This is a genomic window from Leifsonia poae (assembly GCF_020009625.1).
Classification (GTDB): domain Bacteria; phylum Actinomycetota; class Actinomycetes; order Actinomycetales; family Microbacteriaceae; genus Leifsonia; species Leifsonia poae_A.
Window position 1 is genome coordinate 1,137,185 of sequence record NZ_JAIHLP010000002.1, and the last position, 16,600, is coordinate 1,153,784.

The 16,600-nt window shown below is 68.4% G+C and carries 13 protein-coding genes, 1 pseudogene and 1 riboswitch; of the genes and pseudogenes, 5 read left to right on the forward strand and 9 right to left on the reverse strand.

Features of this window, described 5'->3' with window-relative positions; translation table 11 throughout:
• The first annotated feature begins 82 nt into the window (after positions 1 to 82).
• Entirely contained in the window at positions 83 to 2,992 is a 2,910-nt protein-coding gene (locus tag K5L49_RS06095; protein WP_223691166.1) for a helix-turn-helix transcriptional regulator, read from the forward strand.
• 181 nt (positions 2,993 to 3,173) lie between these two features.
• Here K5L49_RS06095 and K5L49_RS06100 read toward each other — a convergent pair whose 3' ends face one another.
• The 6 genes and pseudogenes from K5L49_RS06100 to rsmI form a co-directional block, all read right to left on the reverse strand.
• A complete protein-coding gene (locus K5L49_RS06100; protein WP_223691167.1) occupies positions 3,174 to 4,106 on the reverse strand; it encodes a patatin-like phospholipase family protein in 933 nt (310 codons plus the stop codon).
• A 184-nt stretch (positions 4,107 to 4,290) separates the two neighbouring features.
• Complete coding sequence (locus K5L49_RS06105; protein ID WP_223691169.1) at positions 4,291 to 5,223, reverse strand: 4-(cytidine 5'-diphospho)-2-C-methyl-D-erythritol kinase; 933 nt, start codon at positions 5,221 to 5,223, stop codon at positions 4,291 to 4,293.
• 154 nt (positions 5,224 to 5,377) lie between these two features.
• Positions 5,378 to 6,232: a 16S rRNA (adenine(1518)-N(6)/adenine(1519)-N(6))-dimethyltransferase RsmA gene (gene rsmA / locus K5L49_RS06110; RefSeq protein ID WP_223691171.1), complete on the reverse strand. Its 855-nt coding sequence runs from the start codon at positions 6,230 to 6,232 to the stop codon at positions 5,378 to 5,380.
• The gene (locus K5L49_RS06115) at positions 6,229 to 7,158 is read right to left on the reverse strand and encodes a TatD family hydrolase (RefSeq protein WP_223691173.1); all 930 of its coding nucleotides are present in this window, start codon (positions 7,156 to 7,158) and stop codon (positions 6,229 to 6,231) included. The genes rsmA and K5L49_RS06115 overlap by 4 nt, the downstream gene beginning before the upstream one ends.
• Entirely contained in the window at positions 7,155 to 8,744 is a 1,590-nt protein-coding gene (gene metG, locus K5L49_RS06120) for a methionine--tRNA ligase (RefSeq protein WP_223691175.1), read from the reverse strand. Before metG ends, K5L49_RS06115 begins: the two co-directional genes overlap by 4 nt.
• Before the next feature lie 44 nt (positions 8,745 to 8,788).
• Positions 8,789 to 9,606: pseudogene (rsmI, locus tag K5L49_RS06125) on the reverse strand (16S rRNA (cytidine(1402)-2'-O)-methyltransferase).
• A gap of 79 nt (positions 9,607 to 9,685) precedes the next feature.
• On the opposite strand from rsmI, the gene K5L49_RS06130 reads away from it, so the two are divergent.
• Both K5L49_RS06130 and K5L49_RS06135 read left to right on the forward strand, forming a co-directional pair.
• Complete coding sequence (locus tag K5L49_RS06130) at positions 9,686 to 11,293, forward strand: dolichyl-phosphate-mannose--protein mannosyltransferase (protein ID WP_223691181.1); 1,608 nt, start codon at positions 9,686 to 9,688, stop codon at positions 11,291 to 11,293.
• A 59-nt stretch (positions 11,294 to 11,352) separates the two neighbouring features.
• The gene (locus K5L49_RS06135; RefSeq protein ID WP_223691183.1) at positions 11,353 to 12,372 is read left to right on the forward strand and encodes a YeiH family protein; all 1,020 of its coding nucleotides are present in this window, start codon (positions 11,353 to 11,355) and stop codon (positions 12,370 to 12,372) included.
• Positions 12,373 to 12,390: 18 nt separating this feature from the next.
• Here the strand turns inward: K5L49_RS06135 and K5L49_RS06140 are convergent, their stop codons facing one another.
• The 3 genes from K5L49_RS06140 to K5L49_RS06150 form a co-directional block, all read right to left on the reverse strand.
• Complete coding sequence (locus K5L49_RS06140; RefSeq protein WP_223695255.1) at positions 12,391 to 12,711, reverse strand: DMT family transporter; 321 nt, start codon at positions 12,709 to 12,711, stop codon at positions 12,391 to 12,393.
• Positions 12,712 to 12,723: 12 nt separating this feature from the next.
• Positions 12,724 to 12,793: riboswitch (guanidine-III (ykkC-III) riboswitch) on the reverse strand.
• Between the two features lie 208 nt (positions 12,794 to 13,001).
• Positions 13,002 to 14,051: a hypothetical protein gene (locus tag K5L49_RS06145; RefSeq protein WP_223691185.1), complete on the reverse strand. Its 1,050-nt coding sequence runs from the start codon at positions 14,049 to 14,051 to the stop codon at positions 13,002 to 13,004.
• A complete protein-coding gene (locus K5L49_RS06150) occupies positions 14,048 to 14,407 on the reverse strand; it encodes a PadR family transcriptional regulator (RefSeq protein WP_223691187.1) in 360 nt (119 codons plus the stop codon). Before K5L49_RS06150 ends, K5L49_RS06145 begins: the two co-directional genes overlap by 4 nt.
• A gap of 206 nt (positions 14,408 to 14,613) precedes the next feature.
• On the opposite strand from K5L49_RS06150, the gene K5L49_RS06155 reads away from it, so the two are divergent.
• Together K5L49_RS06155 and K5L49_RS06160 are read left to right on the forward strand one after the other, a co-directional pair.
• Positions 14,614 to 15,912 (forward strand): O-acetylhomoserine aminocarboxypropyltransferase/cysteine synthase family protein, encoded by a 1,299-nt coding sequence (locus K5L49_RS06155; protein WP_223691189.1) that lies wholly within the window; start codon positions 14,614 to 14,616, stop codon positions 15,910 to 15,912.
• Entirely contained in the window at positions 15,909 to 16,529 is a 621-nt protein-coding gene (locus tag K5L49_RS06160; RefSeq protein WP_223691191.1) for a CoA-binding protein, read from the forward strand. The genes K5L49_RS06155 and K5L49_RS06160 overlap by 4 nt, the downstream gene beginning before the upstream one ends.
• The last annotated feature ends 71 nt before the right edge of the window (positions 16,530 to 16,600 follow it).

Consider the following 16,600-nt stretch of genomic DNA (forward strand, 5'->3'; position numbering starts at 1 on the left):
GCAGTGATGTGCAAGGATTTATTGGATCGGTCTGCGTTCGATCCCGACGCGGCGCACGCCCGATCGGGATGGGGTTGGTGACGTGAGCGAGCGAGCTGCTGTGCCGTCGACGACCCCGCTTTTCGGGCGCGACGCCGCCCGCGAGACTCTTCTGCTGGTGGCCCGACGGGCCCTCGGCCAGGGCGGCGCCGTGCTGGTCAGCGGCGAAGCCGGTCTGGGCAAGACCGCGCTGCTCGCGGATTCGTCCGACCGGCTCGAAGGGTGGACGGTTCTGCGGGTCCACGCCGACTCGTTCGAATCCGATCTGAGCTATTCGACGGTGGACCGCCTGGTGCGCGGGCTGAACGCGCACGGCGGCACGCGGATCCGCACCCCCGACCCGACGGACGAGCCGATAACCATCGGCCGGCTGCTCCTCGATGCGATCGACGGGCTCGCCTCCCCGGTCTGCGTGATCGTCGACGACGCACAGTGGGTGGACGAGGCGTCTGCCCGCGCCCTGCGGTTCGTCGTGCGCCGGCTCAGCGACCAGGCGTTCCTGTTCGTCGCCGCCACACGTCCGCTCCCGAACAGTGTCGTCTCCCTCTTCGAGGATGTGGCGTCGAGCACGGCCAACCATGCCCGCATCGACCTCGCCCCGCTCACGGTGGCGGACACGCAGGAGCTCGGGCAGTTCATCCTCGGTCATGCCATCTCACGGCGCACCGCCACGCGACTCACTGAGGCGACGCAGGGGTCCCCTTTGCTGCTCGGTGTGCTGCTCGGTCAGCTGCGCGAGACGTTCGCCTCGGCTCTGCACCCTGCAGGGTGGGACCTCCCTGTCGCGGCGATCACGCCGCTGTCGACCGCTCTCACTTCGGCCCTCGAGGGCACGGATGCGTCGGTGCGCGAAGCCGCGGTTATCGTCGCCGTGCTGCGAGACCCCCTCCCCCTCCCGGTGTTCGGAACCGTCGCCGCCCGCCTGCACACCCGGGTCGACATCCCGGGCGCCGTCTCGCGGGGGCTGGTGCGTTCGAGCGAGAGCGACGGAGTCGTGTGGGTGGAACCGGCTCACGCCATCCTGGCCGACGCCCTCACCGGCGAACTCCCTCTGCAGCGCCGAGTCGAGATCCACCGTGTCGCCGCGGAGGTACTCACCGGGCACCGCGCGCTGCGGCACCGGGTGGAGGCCGCCGACACCGCCGACCCCACACTCGTCGCCGAGCTTCTCGCCGCGAGCAGGCTGGCCGCCGACCGGGGCCAGGCCGACCAAGCGATGAGCTACGCGCGGTCGGCCGTGCACCTCGCCGCCGCGGGTGCCGAACACGAGCGCGCCCTGCTCGAGATCGGCCTGCTCGCCATGCGCAGCCGGATGCACGAGCGCATCTTCGACCTCGCGCCCGCCATCGAGGCCCTCCCCGCGTCCACCGTGCGGGATGCGGTGCTCCTGGAGCTTCGGACCCTCACCGGCGATGTACCCGGCGCCCTCACCCTCGCGCTCGCCTTGGAGGCGACGCCGGCCACCACACCGGACGAGCGGGCGATCAGCGCCCACGTGTCCGAGGCCATCCCGAAGGTGCTGATGGCCATGCGCGACTTCGGCGCGGTGGTCGAGCACCTCGACATCGGGCGTCGCCGCATCGCAGAAGCGCCCGCCGACCCGGCCGAGGTCGCCGACCCGGCGCTGCGTTGGCTGGCCCAACCGCGCGACGACCTCATCCGTCTGCTCGGTTGGACGCTGATCGCGGCGGCGCACACCCGCCGCAGCGACCTCGTCGGCTCGCTGGTGGGCGAACTCGACGAGCTCCTCGACGGAGTGGCGTCGCCCGCAGCCGTCGACGCGCTCGTCGACCGCGCGCGCGTTTTCGTGATCGCAGGCGACATCGACCGCGCCCGCACCGACCTCGCCCGCGCCAACGCCCTGCTGCGCCAGTTCCCATCGAGCTGGACCGCCGGCTTCGCCCGCACCATCTACTCCCACGTGCTGTTCCTGGTCGGCGAGTGGGACGAGTCGGTCACCCTGGCTGACGCCGCTGTGGCGCTCGCCCTCGACGAGACCGACCTCTCGGCCTGGCCGATCGCACTCACCGTCTCCACCCTCGTGCGCGCCGGCCGCGGCGAGAGCGATGCCGTCGACGAGCGGCTCGCCTCAGCCTCACGCGCCCGCACGAGCATCGCCGGATCGTACGACGGCGACATCCCGCATCTGTCCCGGGCCGAGGTCGCCCGCGCCCTCGGCCGGCCGGAGGCGCAACTCGACGCCACCCGGGAGGCGGAGGCCGCCGCCACCGGCGCCTCAACGCTGGGCTGGCTCAGCTATCGGGTCGACGCCCTGGCCTCGCTCGGACGCGCCGCCGAAGCCCGTGCGGCCTATGAGCAGTGCGCGGACGTGAGACGGCCGTGGCGCCCCTACTACGGATCCCTCGGTTGGCTGGAGGGGCGAGTGCGCGAGGCCGAAGGCGACCTCACCGGCGCCTCGGCCGCCTACCTCGCCTCGATCGACGATCCGGCATCCTCGCGCTTCCCCATCCCGCACGCCGTCGCGTCGCTCGACGCAGGCCGGCTGCTCGCCGCGCGCGGCCAACGCGACGCGGCGCGCACGCTGCTGGAGAGCGCGTCGACGATCTTCCGTCGGGTCGGGGCCGCCGGCTACCTGGCACGCAGCACCCGTCTGCTCGACGGTCTGGCCGACGACGAACGCCAGCACGCCGAGGTCGCCGAACACCACGACCCGTTCGCGCCGCTCACCACCCGGGAACGGCAGGTGGCGCACGCCCTCGCTGCGGGGATGACGAACAAAGAGATCGCCGAACGCCTCTATGTGTCGGTGACCACCGTCAACTTCCACGTGCGCAACATCCTCGCCAAGCTGGAACTCACCTCGCGCCGCGATCTGCGCAAACTGACCAGCGTCGCGCGGGGACTCCACGCTGGAAGTCCCCGCCGCGGCGATGCCACACGGCCGGCTGAACGCCCGGGCCGAGCCGAGGGCGAGCGCCTGCGCGAACGGTGAACCCGTCAATTTTTGACGGTTTTCGTCCCACGATTGTGAGGCCGCGTTCACCCCTCGCTACCGTGGAATCACACCCCGGGATGCCCGAACCCCGGAGAGTATGGAAACGCTTCACAATCGACGAATCGTCTCAACACCCGACATTCTCTCTTCAGGGCATCCCCGGGTAGTAATCCGTGGCTCACCGCCAGAGTTCGGCGATCTCCGCAGCACGTGCACGACCCTGGTCGTAGCCGCCGAGAGCGGCCTGCCGACGCGTGGACGGATCCAACGCATTGGCGTCGAAGACGTCCCCGGCGCCACCGTCGGGGAAGACGGTCTCGACCGTGCTCCCCCCGGCCCGGAGCTCACCGACCTGAGTGGCGAGATCCATGCCCCACTCCAACGGATACCGCGTGCGGCCACTGAACGGCGACAGCACCAGCACCCGGTCGTAGCCGGCCGCCAAGTCGGCGTTCTCATTGCGTCGATAGCCGCCGTTCATGTAGCGGGACTCGCCGAGGGGGTATGGCGTCATCGCCGAGGTGCTCGCCGCGACGGCGTCCACCAACTCGACGCCGCTGTGGCGATCGAACACGACGGGATCTCCGGTGTAGGCATCGACGGCCACGATCAGCACGCGCCGCTCCGGCCAGCGATGGCTGGACAACCGGGCGGCGACGGTCTCCCGCCAGCGTGCCGAGCCGGAGCCGTCGGACTCGTCCGCCGCGAGCGCGGCCGCGCCCATCCTTCGGCGCATATCAGAGGCATCCGTCGAGGAGCCGATGATGTCGTTCGACCAGTCAAGATAGCTGGACCCAGAGAGGATCGGAGCCGGTCCGCTCCCCGCCCTGGGCCCTCCGGCCGGTGGCCTGGGCGCGTCGGCGACGATGGCGGCGTAGAGATCGGCCGTCGGTGTCCCGCTGGTGATCTGGGCGGCCACGGTCGACCCGGATGAGGTGCCGATGATGACATCGGCCTCGGTCAGATCGACGCCGGCCTCGGCGGCACCGGCGATGAAGCCGATCGCCCACGCGTTTCCGGCGGCCCCGCCGCCGGCGACGACCAGCGCGCGCCCGACTGGAGCGGAAGACGCAGATGGCGTGGAGAAAGAAGAAGGAAGTGAAGTGTTCATGGGAGTCGCCTTTCGCGAAATGCCTGGTGGGCGCTCCCCGGTGCGACTACCTCAGTCGCTGGATCGTGGACAGTGCGGGAGCACCCGGAACGGATACTGCGTTCATGGGTCTCACCTCCTGTCGACGGAAAACGATCACCGAAATGATCGCACACCCGTGACAGCGTGTGCAAACAGCCGCGGGTCAGTCGCCGATGATGCGGGCGCCGTGCACGGGCCCCGTGGCACGCACGGCGGTCAGCCGTGCTGCACTCAAGGCGATCTGCAGGTCGAGGGCGCCGTCGAGGTCGGGGGTGAGGAACGCCACCGTCGGCCCGGAACCGGAGACGATCCCAGCGAGTGCGCCGTTCATCTCGCCCAGCTCCAGCACCTCGCCGATCTCGGGCGCCAGGTGGATGGCCGGCGCCTGCAGATCGTTCGCCAACGACTCGGCCAGCATGTGCGGGTCGCCCGCGCGCAGCGCCTGAAGCACGGCCGTGTCCACGCTGGGTTTGCGCTGTGCCGGCGCGATGTCGTGCGAGTGCCGCTCACGGTGCCGGTCGAGCTCGCTGTAGACCGTCGGGGTGCTCAACTGACTGTCGGGCAACGCGAGAACCCAGTGGAACTGCCCGGTCGCGAGAGCCGGGCTCAGCCGGTCGCCCCGGCCGGTTCCGATCGCCGTTCCGCCCACCAATGCGAACGGCACATCCGCCCCCAGCCGCGCCGCGAGCGCGTGCAGATCGTCTTTGGTCGCCTCGGTGCCCCAGAGCGCGTCGCAGGCGACCAGCGTCGCCGCCGCATCCGCCGAGCCGCCGCCCATCCCGCCGCCGATCGGCACATGCTTCTCGATCTCGAGCCGCACACCGCCCCGGTACCCGGTCTTGCGGGCGAGCATCCGTGCCGCCTTGATGGCCAGGTTCGTGCCGTCGGTCGCGAGCCCCGAGGTGTCGATCGAGCCGCTGAAGCTCACCGAGAAGTCGTCGGCCGGATACGCGCGCACGTCTTCGGAGAGCGACACCGCCTGATAGGCGGTGGCCACATCGTGGTAGCCGTCGCCCATGACAGCACCCACGCGCATGAACACGTTGATCTTGCCCGGTGCTCTGACGTGCACCACGGGAGCGGCCGACGAGGTCATGCCTCCAACCTACAGGGGGTTGCCACCCCCATCCCTCCACACCCCTCACGCCCACGCTTCTCGCCCTCCGTCGAGGGGAGGCAGAAGCGGGTCTCGAGGCCAGAAATCGGCGTGTTCGCCGCCGGGCGACGATCGGGATGAGATCAGGGAGATATCAGGAAGACGAGGGGATGCGGGCGAGGGCGATGAAGTCGGCGACGCTGAGCTGTTCGCCACGAAGGGTGGGCGCGAGACCGGCCGCCTCGAGTGCAGCCGAGGCGCGAGCCGAATCCCCGAAGACACCGGACAGCGCCTGGCGCAGCATCTTGCGGCGCTGCTGGAAGGCCGCATCCACGAGCGCGAAGGTGCGCCGGCGCAGCTGCTCATCGCCGGGCTCCTCGGCATGCCGTTCGAACGCCACAAGCACCGAGTCGACATTCGGCACCGGCCAGAACACCTGTCGACTCACCGTGCCCGCCGTTCGCCACGAGCCGTACCAGGCGGCCTTCACGCTCGGCGAACCGTACACCTTCGACCCGGGCTCGGCAGCGACGCGGAAACCGACCTCGGCCTGCACCATCACCACACCCGAGCGGATGCTGTCGAAATGTTCCAGGAAGTGCAGCAGCACCGGCACCGAGACATTGTACGGCAGGTTCGCGACCAAACGGGTCGGCGACGCCGGCAACTCGGTGACGGCGAGGGCGTCGTCACGGATCACGGTGAGCCGGTCGACCACAGCCGGCGCGAGCTGTGCCACGGTCGTCGGCAGTTGGGCTGCCAGACGACGGTCGATCTCGACAGCGACCACAGTGGCGTCGGCTTCGAGCAGGCCGAGCGTCAGCGACCCGAGACCGGGACCGACCTCGACCACCACATCCCCTGCCTGCACACCGGCGACGCGAACGATGCGGCGCACTGTGTTGCCGTCGATGACGAAGTTCTGCCCCAGCTTCTTCGTGGGCGTCACCCCGAGCAGCTCGGCGAGGTCACGGATTTCTGCCGGCCCGAGCAGGCGAACGTCGCTCATGCGAGGTTCCCGACCGGCGCGGCGGGCGGGGCGGCCACCGGCTCCGCATCCCAGCGACCGTAGACCAGCTCCGTGTTCGAAGAGACCTGCGCGGCGAGTGTGGAGGCATCCGTGCCGAGAACGTCGGCCATCGCCCGCAGCGTGTATGGAATGAGGTAGGGCGCGTTCGGTCGCCCGCGGAACGGGGTGGGGGTGAGGAACGGCGCATCCGTCTCGACCAGCAGCAACGAGCGCGGCGCCACCACCAGCGCCTCCCGCAGATTCGCCGCGTTCTTGAACGTCACGTTGCCGGCGAACGACATGAACCAGCCGTTGTCGGTGCAGATCCGGGCCAGCTCCGCGTCGCCCGAGAAGCAGTGGAACACGGTGCGTTCCGGGGCACCCACCCGCTTGAGGGTGGCGATCACGTCGGCGTGCGCATCCCGGTCGTGGATCTGCAGTGCCAGGTCGTTCTCCTTGGCGATCGCGATGTGCGCCTCGAACGAGCGGAACTGTGCGACGCGACGCGGTCCCTCCTCGGTGCGGAAGAAATCGAGCCCGGTCTCACCGACGGCCCGCACCCGCGGCCGACCGGCGAGCTCGGCGATCGCCGCGAGGCCGTCGTCCAATTCTCCACGCTCGGCGTAGTCGGGGGCGTCGTTCGGATGGATTGCCACCGCGGCGAGCATCCGGGGTTCGATCGCGGCCATCTCGGCCGACCAGCGTGAGGTCTCGACATCGTTGCCCACCTGCACCACACCGCGCACGCCGACGCTGGAGGCGCGGTCGAGCTGCTCGCGATAGTCGAGTGGGTCGTCACCGTCGGAGATCTCGAGATGGGTGTGGTTGTCGTAGACCGGAACGACGAGCGCCTCCGGCAGCGGCGGATACGCCAGGTCGCGCCCATCGGTGACGTGACGCTGGCGGATGAACGCCGGGTCGGTCATGCTCCCGGCACCGCGTCCGCGTCGATCCGCGGGAACAGAGCGTCGAGCCCGTTCACCGTCGTCCCTGAGGGGAGCTGCCCCCACTGTCCGGCCGAACGGATGCGCTGCTCATCGAGCGCGCCCAGCTCGTCCTCAGCGCCGAGCGCCACCCACAGCTTGAGCGTCGCCTCCGGGATCACCGGCGAGAGCAGCACCGCGAGCGCGCGCAGCCCTTCCGCGGCGGTGTAGAGCACCGTGCTGAGACGTTCGCGCTGGGCTTCATCCTTCGCGAGCGCCCACGGCTCCTGAGCGGTGATGTACCCGTTCAGCTCGTCGACCACGGTCCAGATGGCCGTGAGCGCCTCGTGGATAGCCAGTCTCTCCATCGCCTCATCGGCTTTGGCGGCCGCGTCGGCCACCGTCTGCTGCACAGCGAAGTCGGCCTCCAGCGAGGTCGCGGGCTGCGGAACGACGCCCTCGAAGTAGCGGGAGACCATCGCGATCACCCGCGAGGCGAGATTGCCGAACCCGTTGGCGAGCTCCGATTGGTAGCGTGCGGCGAGATCCTCCCAGCTGAAGGAGCCGTCCTGCCCGAAGTTGATGGCGCGCATGAAGTAGTAGCGGAACGCGTCCGAGCCGAACGTGTCGGTGATCTGCGTCGGCGCGATGCCGGTGAGCTTCGACTTGGACATCTTCTCGCCGCCGACCAGCAGCCAGCCGTGGCCGAACACCCGGTGCGGAACATCGACGCCGGCGGCCATCAGCATGGCCGGCCAGATCACCGCGTGGAACCGGAGGATGTCTTTGCCGACGATGTGCGTGGCGGGCCAGCGGCGCGCGAAGTTCTCGTCGTCCTGCCCGTAGCCGACGGCTGTGACGTAGTTGAGGAGCGCGTCGAACCAGACATAGACGACGTGGGACTCATCCCACGGCACCTTGATTCCCCAGTCGAAGCTCGACCGCGAGATCGACAGATCGCTGAGCCCCTGGCGCACGAACGAGACGACCTCGTTGCGCGCCGACTCCGGCTGAACGAACTCGGGACGCTCCTCGTAGAGCGCCAACAGCGAGTCGGCGAATTGGCTCATGCGGAAGAAGTAGTTCTTCTCCTGCAACAGCTCCAGCGGCTTCGAGTGGATGGCGCAGACCTTCTGCCCCTCATACTCCCCGGTGCCGTCGACGATCTCGCTCTGCGGTTTGAATTCCTCGCAGCCGACGCAGTAGAGGGCCTCGTACTCGCCGGCATAGATGTAGCCCTCGTCGTAGAGGTGCTGCAGGAAGCGCTGCACGTTCTTCTCGTGGCGCTCATCGGTGGTGCGGATGAAGTCATCGTTGGCGATGTCGATGGTCTTCAGCAGCGGCAGCCACTCATTGGTGACCAGCCGATCTGCCCACTCCTTCGGCGTCGTGCCGTTCGCGGTGGCGGTGCGCAGGATCTTCTGGCCGTGCTCGTCGGTGCCGGTGAGCAGCCACGTGTCGTCACCCGCCTGGCGGTGCCAGCGCGCCAGCACATCGGCGGCCACCTCCGTGTAGGCGTGCCCGATGTGCGGGACATCGTTCACGTAGAAAATCGGCGTGGTGATGTAGAACGAAGAGCCGTCGGACATGCTGACTATCCTACGGGCGCGCGGCGGCACGGTTCGGCGTGTTACTACTGGCGGCGGGCGAGCGCCGCCTGGTAAAGGTCGCGGCGTCCGAGGCCGGTCGCCTCGGCGACCTCGGTGGCGGCGTCCTTCAGACGGCCACCGGCCCCGATCAGGGCGAGAACCTGCGCGACACCTGTCTCCAGATCGACAGTCTGCTCCGGAGCCCCCTCGACCACCACCGCGATCTCACCGCGCACGCCGTCGGCCGCCCACGCGGCGAGGGCGGATGCGGTGCCCCGTTTGACCTCCTCGAACATCTTGGTCAGTTCCCGGCACACCACGACGCGGCGGTCCTCCCCGAGGGTGGCGGCGATGTCGGCGAGGGCGTCGGCGAGCCGGTTCGGGACTCGAAGAAGACCATCGTGCGACGTTCGGTTGCCAGGGCGCGGAGGGCGCTCATCCGTTCGCCGTGTTTGCGGGGCAGGAAGCCCTCGAACGTGAACCGGTCGGTGGGCAGGCCGGAGACGGCGAGCGCGGTGATCACCGCGCTCGGTCCGGGCAGGGCGGTGACGACCACGCCGGCGGCCGCGGCGGCCTCCACGAGGTGGAACCCGGGGTCGGAGACCGTCGGCATGCCGGCGTCGCTCAGAAGCACCACATCCTGGTCGCGGGCGAGCTCGACGAGGTCGGCGGCGCGCTCACGTTCGTTGTGGTCGTGCAGCGCGATCAACCGCGGCCGGTTCTCGATGCCGAGGCCGGCGAGCAAGCGCTGGGTGACGCGGGTGTCCTCCGCGGCGACCACCGCCGCGGAGCCGAGCACCTCGATCAGGCGCAGCGACGCGTCTTTGAGGTTGCCGATCGGTGTGGCGGCCAGGATGATCATGCCTCCAGTCTCTCAGGCCGCACCGGACTCGCACGGTGCGGTCTGCGCGCACCGAGGTTCGGGCCTCTAACATGAGCGGGTGACTTCGACTCCCGCGCCCGGCTTCGATCAGCTGATCGCCGAGCCGACCGGCAGCCGCCTCGATGAGTGGTGGGCGCGCCGCCTGCGCACCCCCCGACGGCTGACACTCTGGTACTGGGGGGCTCCGCTCGCCGTCACGCTGCTGGCGGCGGTGCTGCGACTCTGGAACCTCGGATACCCGCACGCGCTCGTCTTCGACGAGACCTTCTATGTGAAGGACGCGTACTCCCTCATGCACCTCGGATACGAGGGAAGTTGGCCAGACAAGGCCGACGAGCTGTTCAACGCCGGGAAGACGGACATCTTCACCTCCGACCCATCGTTCGTCGCGCATCCCCCGCTCGGCAAATGGATGATCTCGCTCGGCCTTGCGGTGTTCGGCGCCGGCAACGCCGTCGGGTGGCGCATCAGCACGGCGATCGTCGGCATCCTCGCCGTGCTCGTCGTGTTCCTGATCGCCCGCAAGCTGTTCAGGTCGACCATCCTCGCCACGATCGCGGGCGTGCTGATGGCGATCGACGGCCACGCGATCGTGATGAGCCGGGTCGCTCTGCTCGACAATTCGGTGATGTTCATCGCCCTGCTGGCGTTCTGGTGCATCCTGTACGACCGGGAGTGGCATGCGAGGCGGCTGGCGACCTGGGTGGCCGACCGGCGGGCACGCGGGCAGGATCCTGCCTGGGGTCCCGCCCTGTGGTGGCGACCCTGGCTGATCGCGGCCGGAGTGCTGGCCGGGCTGTGCGCCGGCGTCAAATGGAGCGGCTTCTACTTCCTCGCGTTCTTCGCGGTGTACACGATCGTGGTGGATGCGGTGGCGCGCCGCCGGGTCGGGTTGCCGTTCTTCCTCAGCGGCGCCATCCTGAAACAGGGGCCGGCCACCTTCCTGCTGATGGTGCCGATCGCGCTTGTCAGCTATGTGGCCACCTGGACGGGCTGGATCGTCACCAGCGGCGGCTACTACCGGCACTGGGCCCAGGCCACCCATATGGCGTGGACCGGCGGTCTCAGCTGGGTGCCGCTGTGGGTGCAGAACCTCTGGCACTACCAGGCCGAGATGTACAACTACAGCATCAACCTGCACGTCTCGCATCCCTACCAGGCGAACCCGCTCACCTGGCTGTTCATGATCCGGCCGACGAGCATGTACTACGAGAGTTCGACGCTCGGCCAGCACGGGTGCACGGTGAGCGCGTGCTCATCGGCGATCACCTCCCTCGGCAACCCGCTCATCTGGTGGGGCGCGGCCGCGGCGCTGTTCTACCTGGTGTACCGCGTCATCCGGTACCGGGAATGGCAGGTGGGGCTCATCCTCACCGGGCTCGCCGCCGGCTACCTGCCCTGGCTGCTGTACATCAACCGGACCATCTTCGAGTTCTACGCGATCGCCTTCGAGCCGTACCTGATCCTGGGGCTGACCTTCGTGATCGGGTTGATCCTCGGCCGCCGCACCGACCCCCGTTGGCGACGCGTGCGCGGCATCCGCACGGTCGGCATCTACCTCGCCTTCGTCGCAGTGGTGAGCGCGTTCTTCTGGCCGATCTGGACCGCGCAGCAGGTTCCGTTCTGGTTCTGGCAGATCCATATGTGGCTGCCCAGCTGGGTCTGACGAGCGCCGGCGCATCCGCGCGCCCCTCGGCGCACACCACGAGCGCCAGAATAGGGGGGATGAACAGCACAGCCGCCGCCCCTCGCACCGCACTCCCCTGGCTTCCGGGGGTGGCCGTCGCCGGGGCGGCGGCGCTGGCCGCATGGGGCGCGCATTGGCTGCTGCCCGCCGTTCCGCTGCTGACCGCGGCGGTCGTGCTCGGGATCATCGTCGGCCAGCTGCCGTTCGCACGACCGGCCGTCGGCGGGGTTCTGCGGTCGGGGCTGTCGACCGCGGCGAAGCGTCTGATGCGGCTGGGCGTCGTGCTCCTCGGCCTGAAGCTCAGCCTCAGCGACATCGCAGGACTCGGCTGGGTCGGCATCCTCAGCACCGTTCTCATCGTCGTGCTGACCTTCGGGGGAACCTTCTGGCTGGGCCGGCTGCTTCGCCTTCCGGGCCATCAGCCACTGCTCGTGGCGACCGGTTTCTCCATCTGCGGCGCCTCGGCGATCGGAGCGATGAGCGGTGTCGTGAAGTCGAAGGACGAGGAGACGGCCACCCCCGTCGCGCTCGTCACCCTGTGCGGAACGCTCGCCATCTTCGTGCTGCCGACTCTGTGGCACCCGCTCGGCCTGACGGCCGTGCAATTCGGTCACTGGGTGGGCGCGGGCGTGCACGATGTGGGACAGGTCGTCGCCACCGCGCAGATCGCCGGATCGGCAGCGCTCGCCGTCGCGGTCGTCGTCAAGCTGACCCGGGTGCTCATGCTCGCCCCGATCGTTGCGGTCGCCTCGGTGGTGGAACGCCGTCGCCACGTCGAGGCCGACCCGGCCGCGAAGCGTCCGCCGATCGTTCCGCTGTTCGTCGCCGGTTTTCTCGTGGCCGTTCTGGTCCGTTCGTTCCTCCCCTTGCCGTCAGCCGTGATCGACGGAGCGGACACGGTGCAGACGGTGCTGTTGGCCATGGCGCTCTTCGGGCTCGGCACGGCCGTGCGGCTGCGCACCCTGGTGACCACTGGCTGGCGTGCCCTCGCCGTTGGCCTGCTCTCCTGGGTGCTCATCGCCGCCCTGGCTCTCGGCGCGGTGCGGTTGTCGAGCTGACCGCTCGGCCTGCCGACGCTAGTGCGAGTCGACGAGTTTGAGGCCGACGACGCAACCGACGAGCCCCACGATCAGCAGCACCTTCACCAGCGAGAACCCTTCGCCGCCGAACACCATAGCGACGAGCACGGTGAGGGCTGCGCCGATGCCCACCCAGACGGCGTAGGCGGTTCCGGTCGAGATCCCCCGCATGGCGAACGCCAGTCCTGCCATCGACGCTACGAGGGCGACACCGAAGACCACGGTCGGCCAGAGCTTTGTGAACCCCGCCGACCGGCCGAGCGCGGTCGCCCAAACTGCTTCGAGGACACCGGATGCGACGAGCACGATCCACGACACCATGACAGACTCCTTGGCCAGTCTTGTCGCTCACCGGGTACTGATCCGTCGTCCGGAGGCGCCCCATCCCGAAACGCCCTAGTACAACTGTACCAGACTCGTTCGAACACCCGCGCGCCAACTGCGCTATTCGTCTGTAGCCGCGTCAGATGCGACCAACTCACGTTGGATGAACGGCGAACGAAAGACAGACCCGTCCCGTGGGGGAAGCATTTGTCGAAGGATCTCTGTCATATCGATGGGTTGCGTTGGCGGGAGCTCGATCGCGGCAGGGCCGATCCCGGATGCGGTCATCGGGTAGCCGCCTCGGTGGGAGTGGGGGCCGGGGCGGCGGGCGTCGTCGGAATCGGTGTCGGCAACCCGGGCTGTTCATAGGCGCTCAGCGGAGTTGTCGACAGGAACGGGAGCGCGGCGCCACGGGCCTCGTTTGCATCCACCTGCCCATCGCTGCCCAGCGGTGCCTCCCGAAGCGGGAAGACGTTCCATACGTACTCATTGCCGGCCTTCGCGAACGGAATGTTGAGACTATCCGGGCCCGAGTTGTAGTCGGAGTCGACGCCGGTCGATGTGCGACCGACCGTCACGAGCGGCTTTCCGTTCTGGTCGAACAGCTGCACGTGCTGCAACGGGCGTCCGTCAGCGTCGTACCCGAAGATATTCGTGACCGGGTCGCCATCAAGGGAGAGGCCCACCGGCACTGGCATGGAATCTGCCTGAGCGTAGTATCCGGAGTTCGTGAACACACTCAGCACGCCGGCCGTAAGGAACGGCGTCGCGATCACGGCGAGCACCGACATGAGGAGGCGCACGGCCTTCAACCATGGTTGCGGCAGCCATCGACCGCGGCCCCATTGGATGCTTATGAGAGCCGTGACGACAAGCACCGCCCACCCGACGAGCTGCGTCGGGAGTAGCCGCGACTGGCCCGTCAGCAGCAGCCACCCGACGACGTAGACTGCCCACCCTCGAAACATCCACCACGCAGGGCGGAGCGAGACGAGCAGATCGACCAGCCACGAACCGAACCGGGTCGATCGCGCGATTCGACTCGCCTCACCGATGGTGCGATCGGCCGATCTAGCGAATCGCGCCCGGAGAGATAGGGCTGCGGTGTCGCTGATTCGGTCAGGAAGTCCCGCGGAGGCGCGTAGTTCCAACGCGTACTGCGCAGGGTCGGAGCCGACCAGAGCGCCTCCATTGTCTTCGGCTTGCTCCAGAAGGTCTGCTTCGAGACCGTCGGTGAGGTCATCAACGTCCTCGGCAGGCAGGTCGGCAAGATTGGCGCGCACGGCGCTCGCGAACGTCGCGACCTCGTCTCGAAGGCTACTGGTGTGCATCATCGTTCTCCGATCGCGCGAACCTGGGTAGTGCGTTGCTGGTGGTCGTCGAGTAGCTCAGTCATCGCAGCCGAGAATGTCGCCCAAGTGTCTCGTTGCTGGGCAAGCATCTTCTGCCCTTCCGGACTAATCGCGTAGTACTTGCGGTTCGGGCCTCCGTCGGAGGGTGCCATATAGCTGGATACGGCCCCTGCCGTGTACAGCCGGCGAAGCGTCCCGTAGACGGAAGCATCCCCCACCTCCCCCAGGCCGGCCTCGCGCAGGCGCCGCACTATGTCGTACCCGTAGCCGTCATCGTGCTGCACCACAGCCAGGACCGCCACATCGAGCACCCCCTTCAGCAACTGTGTCGTATCCATACCAACCTCCACTGTCTCGCGTCACACGGTACCACGCTTTACGCGGTACCACGTAAAGCGTTGCTGTTCCACACCTTCGACGTGGCCGGCGCGAACGGGGTCTCACTCACGGCCGATCAGCTCAGCACGGCCTCCTCTGTCTGCGCGGTTGCGGGATGTTACGCACCGCGGACGGGCGGAGCCCCCGGCTCCGGTAGCGTGATCGCATGGCTGATCGCGAATATGGCTTCCGCACGCGTGCGATTCACGCGGGCAACATCCCCGATCCGGTGACCGGCGCCCGCGCCCTGCCGATCTACCAGACGAGCGCGTTCGTGTTCGATGACACGGCGGATGCGGCGGCACGGTTCGCTCTACAGAAGTACGGCAACATCTACTCGCGACTGGCCAACCCCACCGTCGCCTCGTTCGAGGAACGCATCGCGAGCCTCGAAGGCGGACTGGGCGCTGTCGCGACGGCCAGCGGCCTGAGCGCCCAGTACATCACCTTCGCATCGCTCGCGGGCGCCGGCGACCACATCGTCGCCTCGGCGAACCTCTACGGCGGCTCGATCACCCAGCTGGACGTGACCCTGCGCCGTTTCGGCGTCGAGACCACCTTCGTCCAGAGCGCCGACGCTGCCGACTACGCGGCCGCGATCACCGACAAGACCAAGCTGATCTTCGCCGAGACGATCGCCAACCCCTCGGGCGAAATCGCCGACATCGAGGCGCTGGCCGAGGTCGCCCACGCCGCCGGCATCCCGCTCATCATCGACTCGACGATCGCCACCCCCTACCTGAACCGTCCGATCGAGTGGGGAGCCGATGTCGTGATCCACTCGGCCACCAAGTTCCTCGGCGGCCACGGCACCACGCTCGGCGGTGTCGTCGTGGAGAGCGGGCGGTTCGACTGGCACAGCGAGAAGTTCCCGCTGTTCGGCCAGCCGGTTCCCTCGTATGGCGGATTGCAGTGGTCCGGCAACTTCGGCGAGTATGCGTTCCTCACCCGGCTGCGAGCTGAGCAGCTCCGCGACATCGGCCCGACGCTCGCGCCGCATTCCGCTTTCCTCCTGGCGCAGGGCGTCGAAACGCTCCCCTACCGCATCCAGGCGCATGTCGACAATGCCCGCACGGTCGCCGAATGGCTGGATGCCGATCCGCGCATCGAGTCCGTCTTCTGGGCCGGGCTGCCCGCGCACCCGCACCATGACCGTGCGCAAAAGTATCTGCCGAACGGCGCCGGAAGTGTCTTCAGTTTCGTCGTGAAGGGCGGCCGTGCCGTTGGCCAGACGTTCATCGAATCGGTGAACCTGGCAAGCCATCTCGCGAATATCGGGGATGCGAAGACCCTCGTGATCCACCCCGCCTCGACCACCCACGCCCAGCTCACGGAGCAGCAGCTCCTCGACGCCGGCGTTCTTCCGGGCGTCGTTCGCATCAGCGTCGGCATCGAAGACGTCGACGACATCATCTACGATCTCGATCAGGCCCTGACCGCCGCGGTGAAGGAGACGAACGCATGACGATCTCGGATGCGACGACCGCCGGCACCCCGCACGCCGCGGGGGCCGCTCCCGGCGACCTCACGGACGTGCGGCTCGCGAACGGGTTGAGCTGCGCTCTGCCGTCGGATTCCCCTCTCGCGAAGCTCCTCAGGTCGCAGCGCACCTGGATCGGCCCGGATGCGAAGGAGCGCCTGAGGATCCTGCGGGCCGCGAAGTCGGTGGCGATCGTCGGCGCTTCGCCGAACCCCGCCCGGTCGAGCTACTTCGTCGGAACGTACCTGCAGCAGTCGAGCGACTACCGCGTGTACTTCGTGAACCCGAACGCCGACACCATCTTGGGCGAGAAGGCCTACCCCGACCTCGCCTCCCTGCCCGAGGTTCCCGACATCGTCGACGTGTTCCGCAAGGGAAGCGACATCCCGAGCGTGATCGACGAGGTCGTCGCTGTCGGTGCGCCGACCATCTGGGTGCAGCTCGGCATCTGGAACCAGGAGGCCGCCGAGTACGGCGAGTCGAAAGGTCTCACCGTGGTCATGGATCGCTGCATCAAGATCGAGCATGCACGCTTCCATGGCGGCCTGCACCTGCTCGGATTCGACACCGGCCAGATCACCGCGCGCAAGACGATCCGCTGACGCTCACGGCCGCGGGCCATGCTCACGAGCCGCCGGTGACACCTCACCGGTAACACGCTGACGGCGACGTG

Excerpts from the sequence above, each read along its gene's own strand:
- K5L49_RS06155 (WP_223691189.1), top strand. The coding sequence starts at position 14,614 with ATGGCTGATCGCGAATATGGCTTCCGCACGCGTGCGATTCACGCGGGC.
- rsmA (WP_223691171.1), bottom strand. The coding sequence starts at position 6,232 with ATGAGCGACGTTCGCCTGCTCGGGCCGGCAGAAATCCGTGACCTCGCC.
- K5L49_RS06100 (WP_223691167.1), bottom strand. The coding sequence starts at position 4,106 with ATGAACACTTCACTTCCTTCTTCTTTCTCCACGCCATCTGCGTCTTCC.
- K5L49_RS06160 (WP_223691191.1), top strand. The coding sequence starts at position 15,909 with ATGACGATCTCGGATGCGACGACCGCCGGCACCCCGCACGCCGCGGGG.
- metG (WP_223691175.1), bottom strand. The coding sequence starts at position 8,744 with ATGTCCGACGGCTCTTCGTTCTACATCACCACGCCGATTTTCTACGTG.
- K5L49_RS06150 (WP_223691187.1), bottom strand. The coding sequence starts at position 14,407 with ATGGATACGACACAGTTGCTGAAGGGGGTGCTCGATGTGGCGGTCCTG.
- K5L49_RS06105 (WP_223691169.1), bottom strand. The coding sequence starts at position 5,223 with ATGACCTCGTCGGCCGCTCCCGTGGTGCACGTCAGAGCACCGGGCAAG.
- K5L49_RS06145 (WP_223691185.1), bottom strand. The coding sequence starts at position 14,051 with ATGATGCACACCAGTAGCCTTCGAGACGAGGTCGCGACGTTCGCGAGC.
- K5L49_RS06115 (WP_223691173.1), bottom strand. The coding sequence starts at position 7,158 with ATGACCGACCCGGCGTTCATCCGCCAGCGTCACGTCACCGATGGGCGC.
- K5L49_RS06135 (WP_223691183.1), top strand. The coding sequence starts at position 11,353 with ATGAACAGCACAGCCGCCGCCCCTCGCACCGCACTCCCCTGGCTTCCG.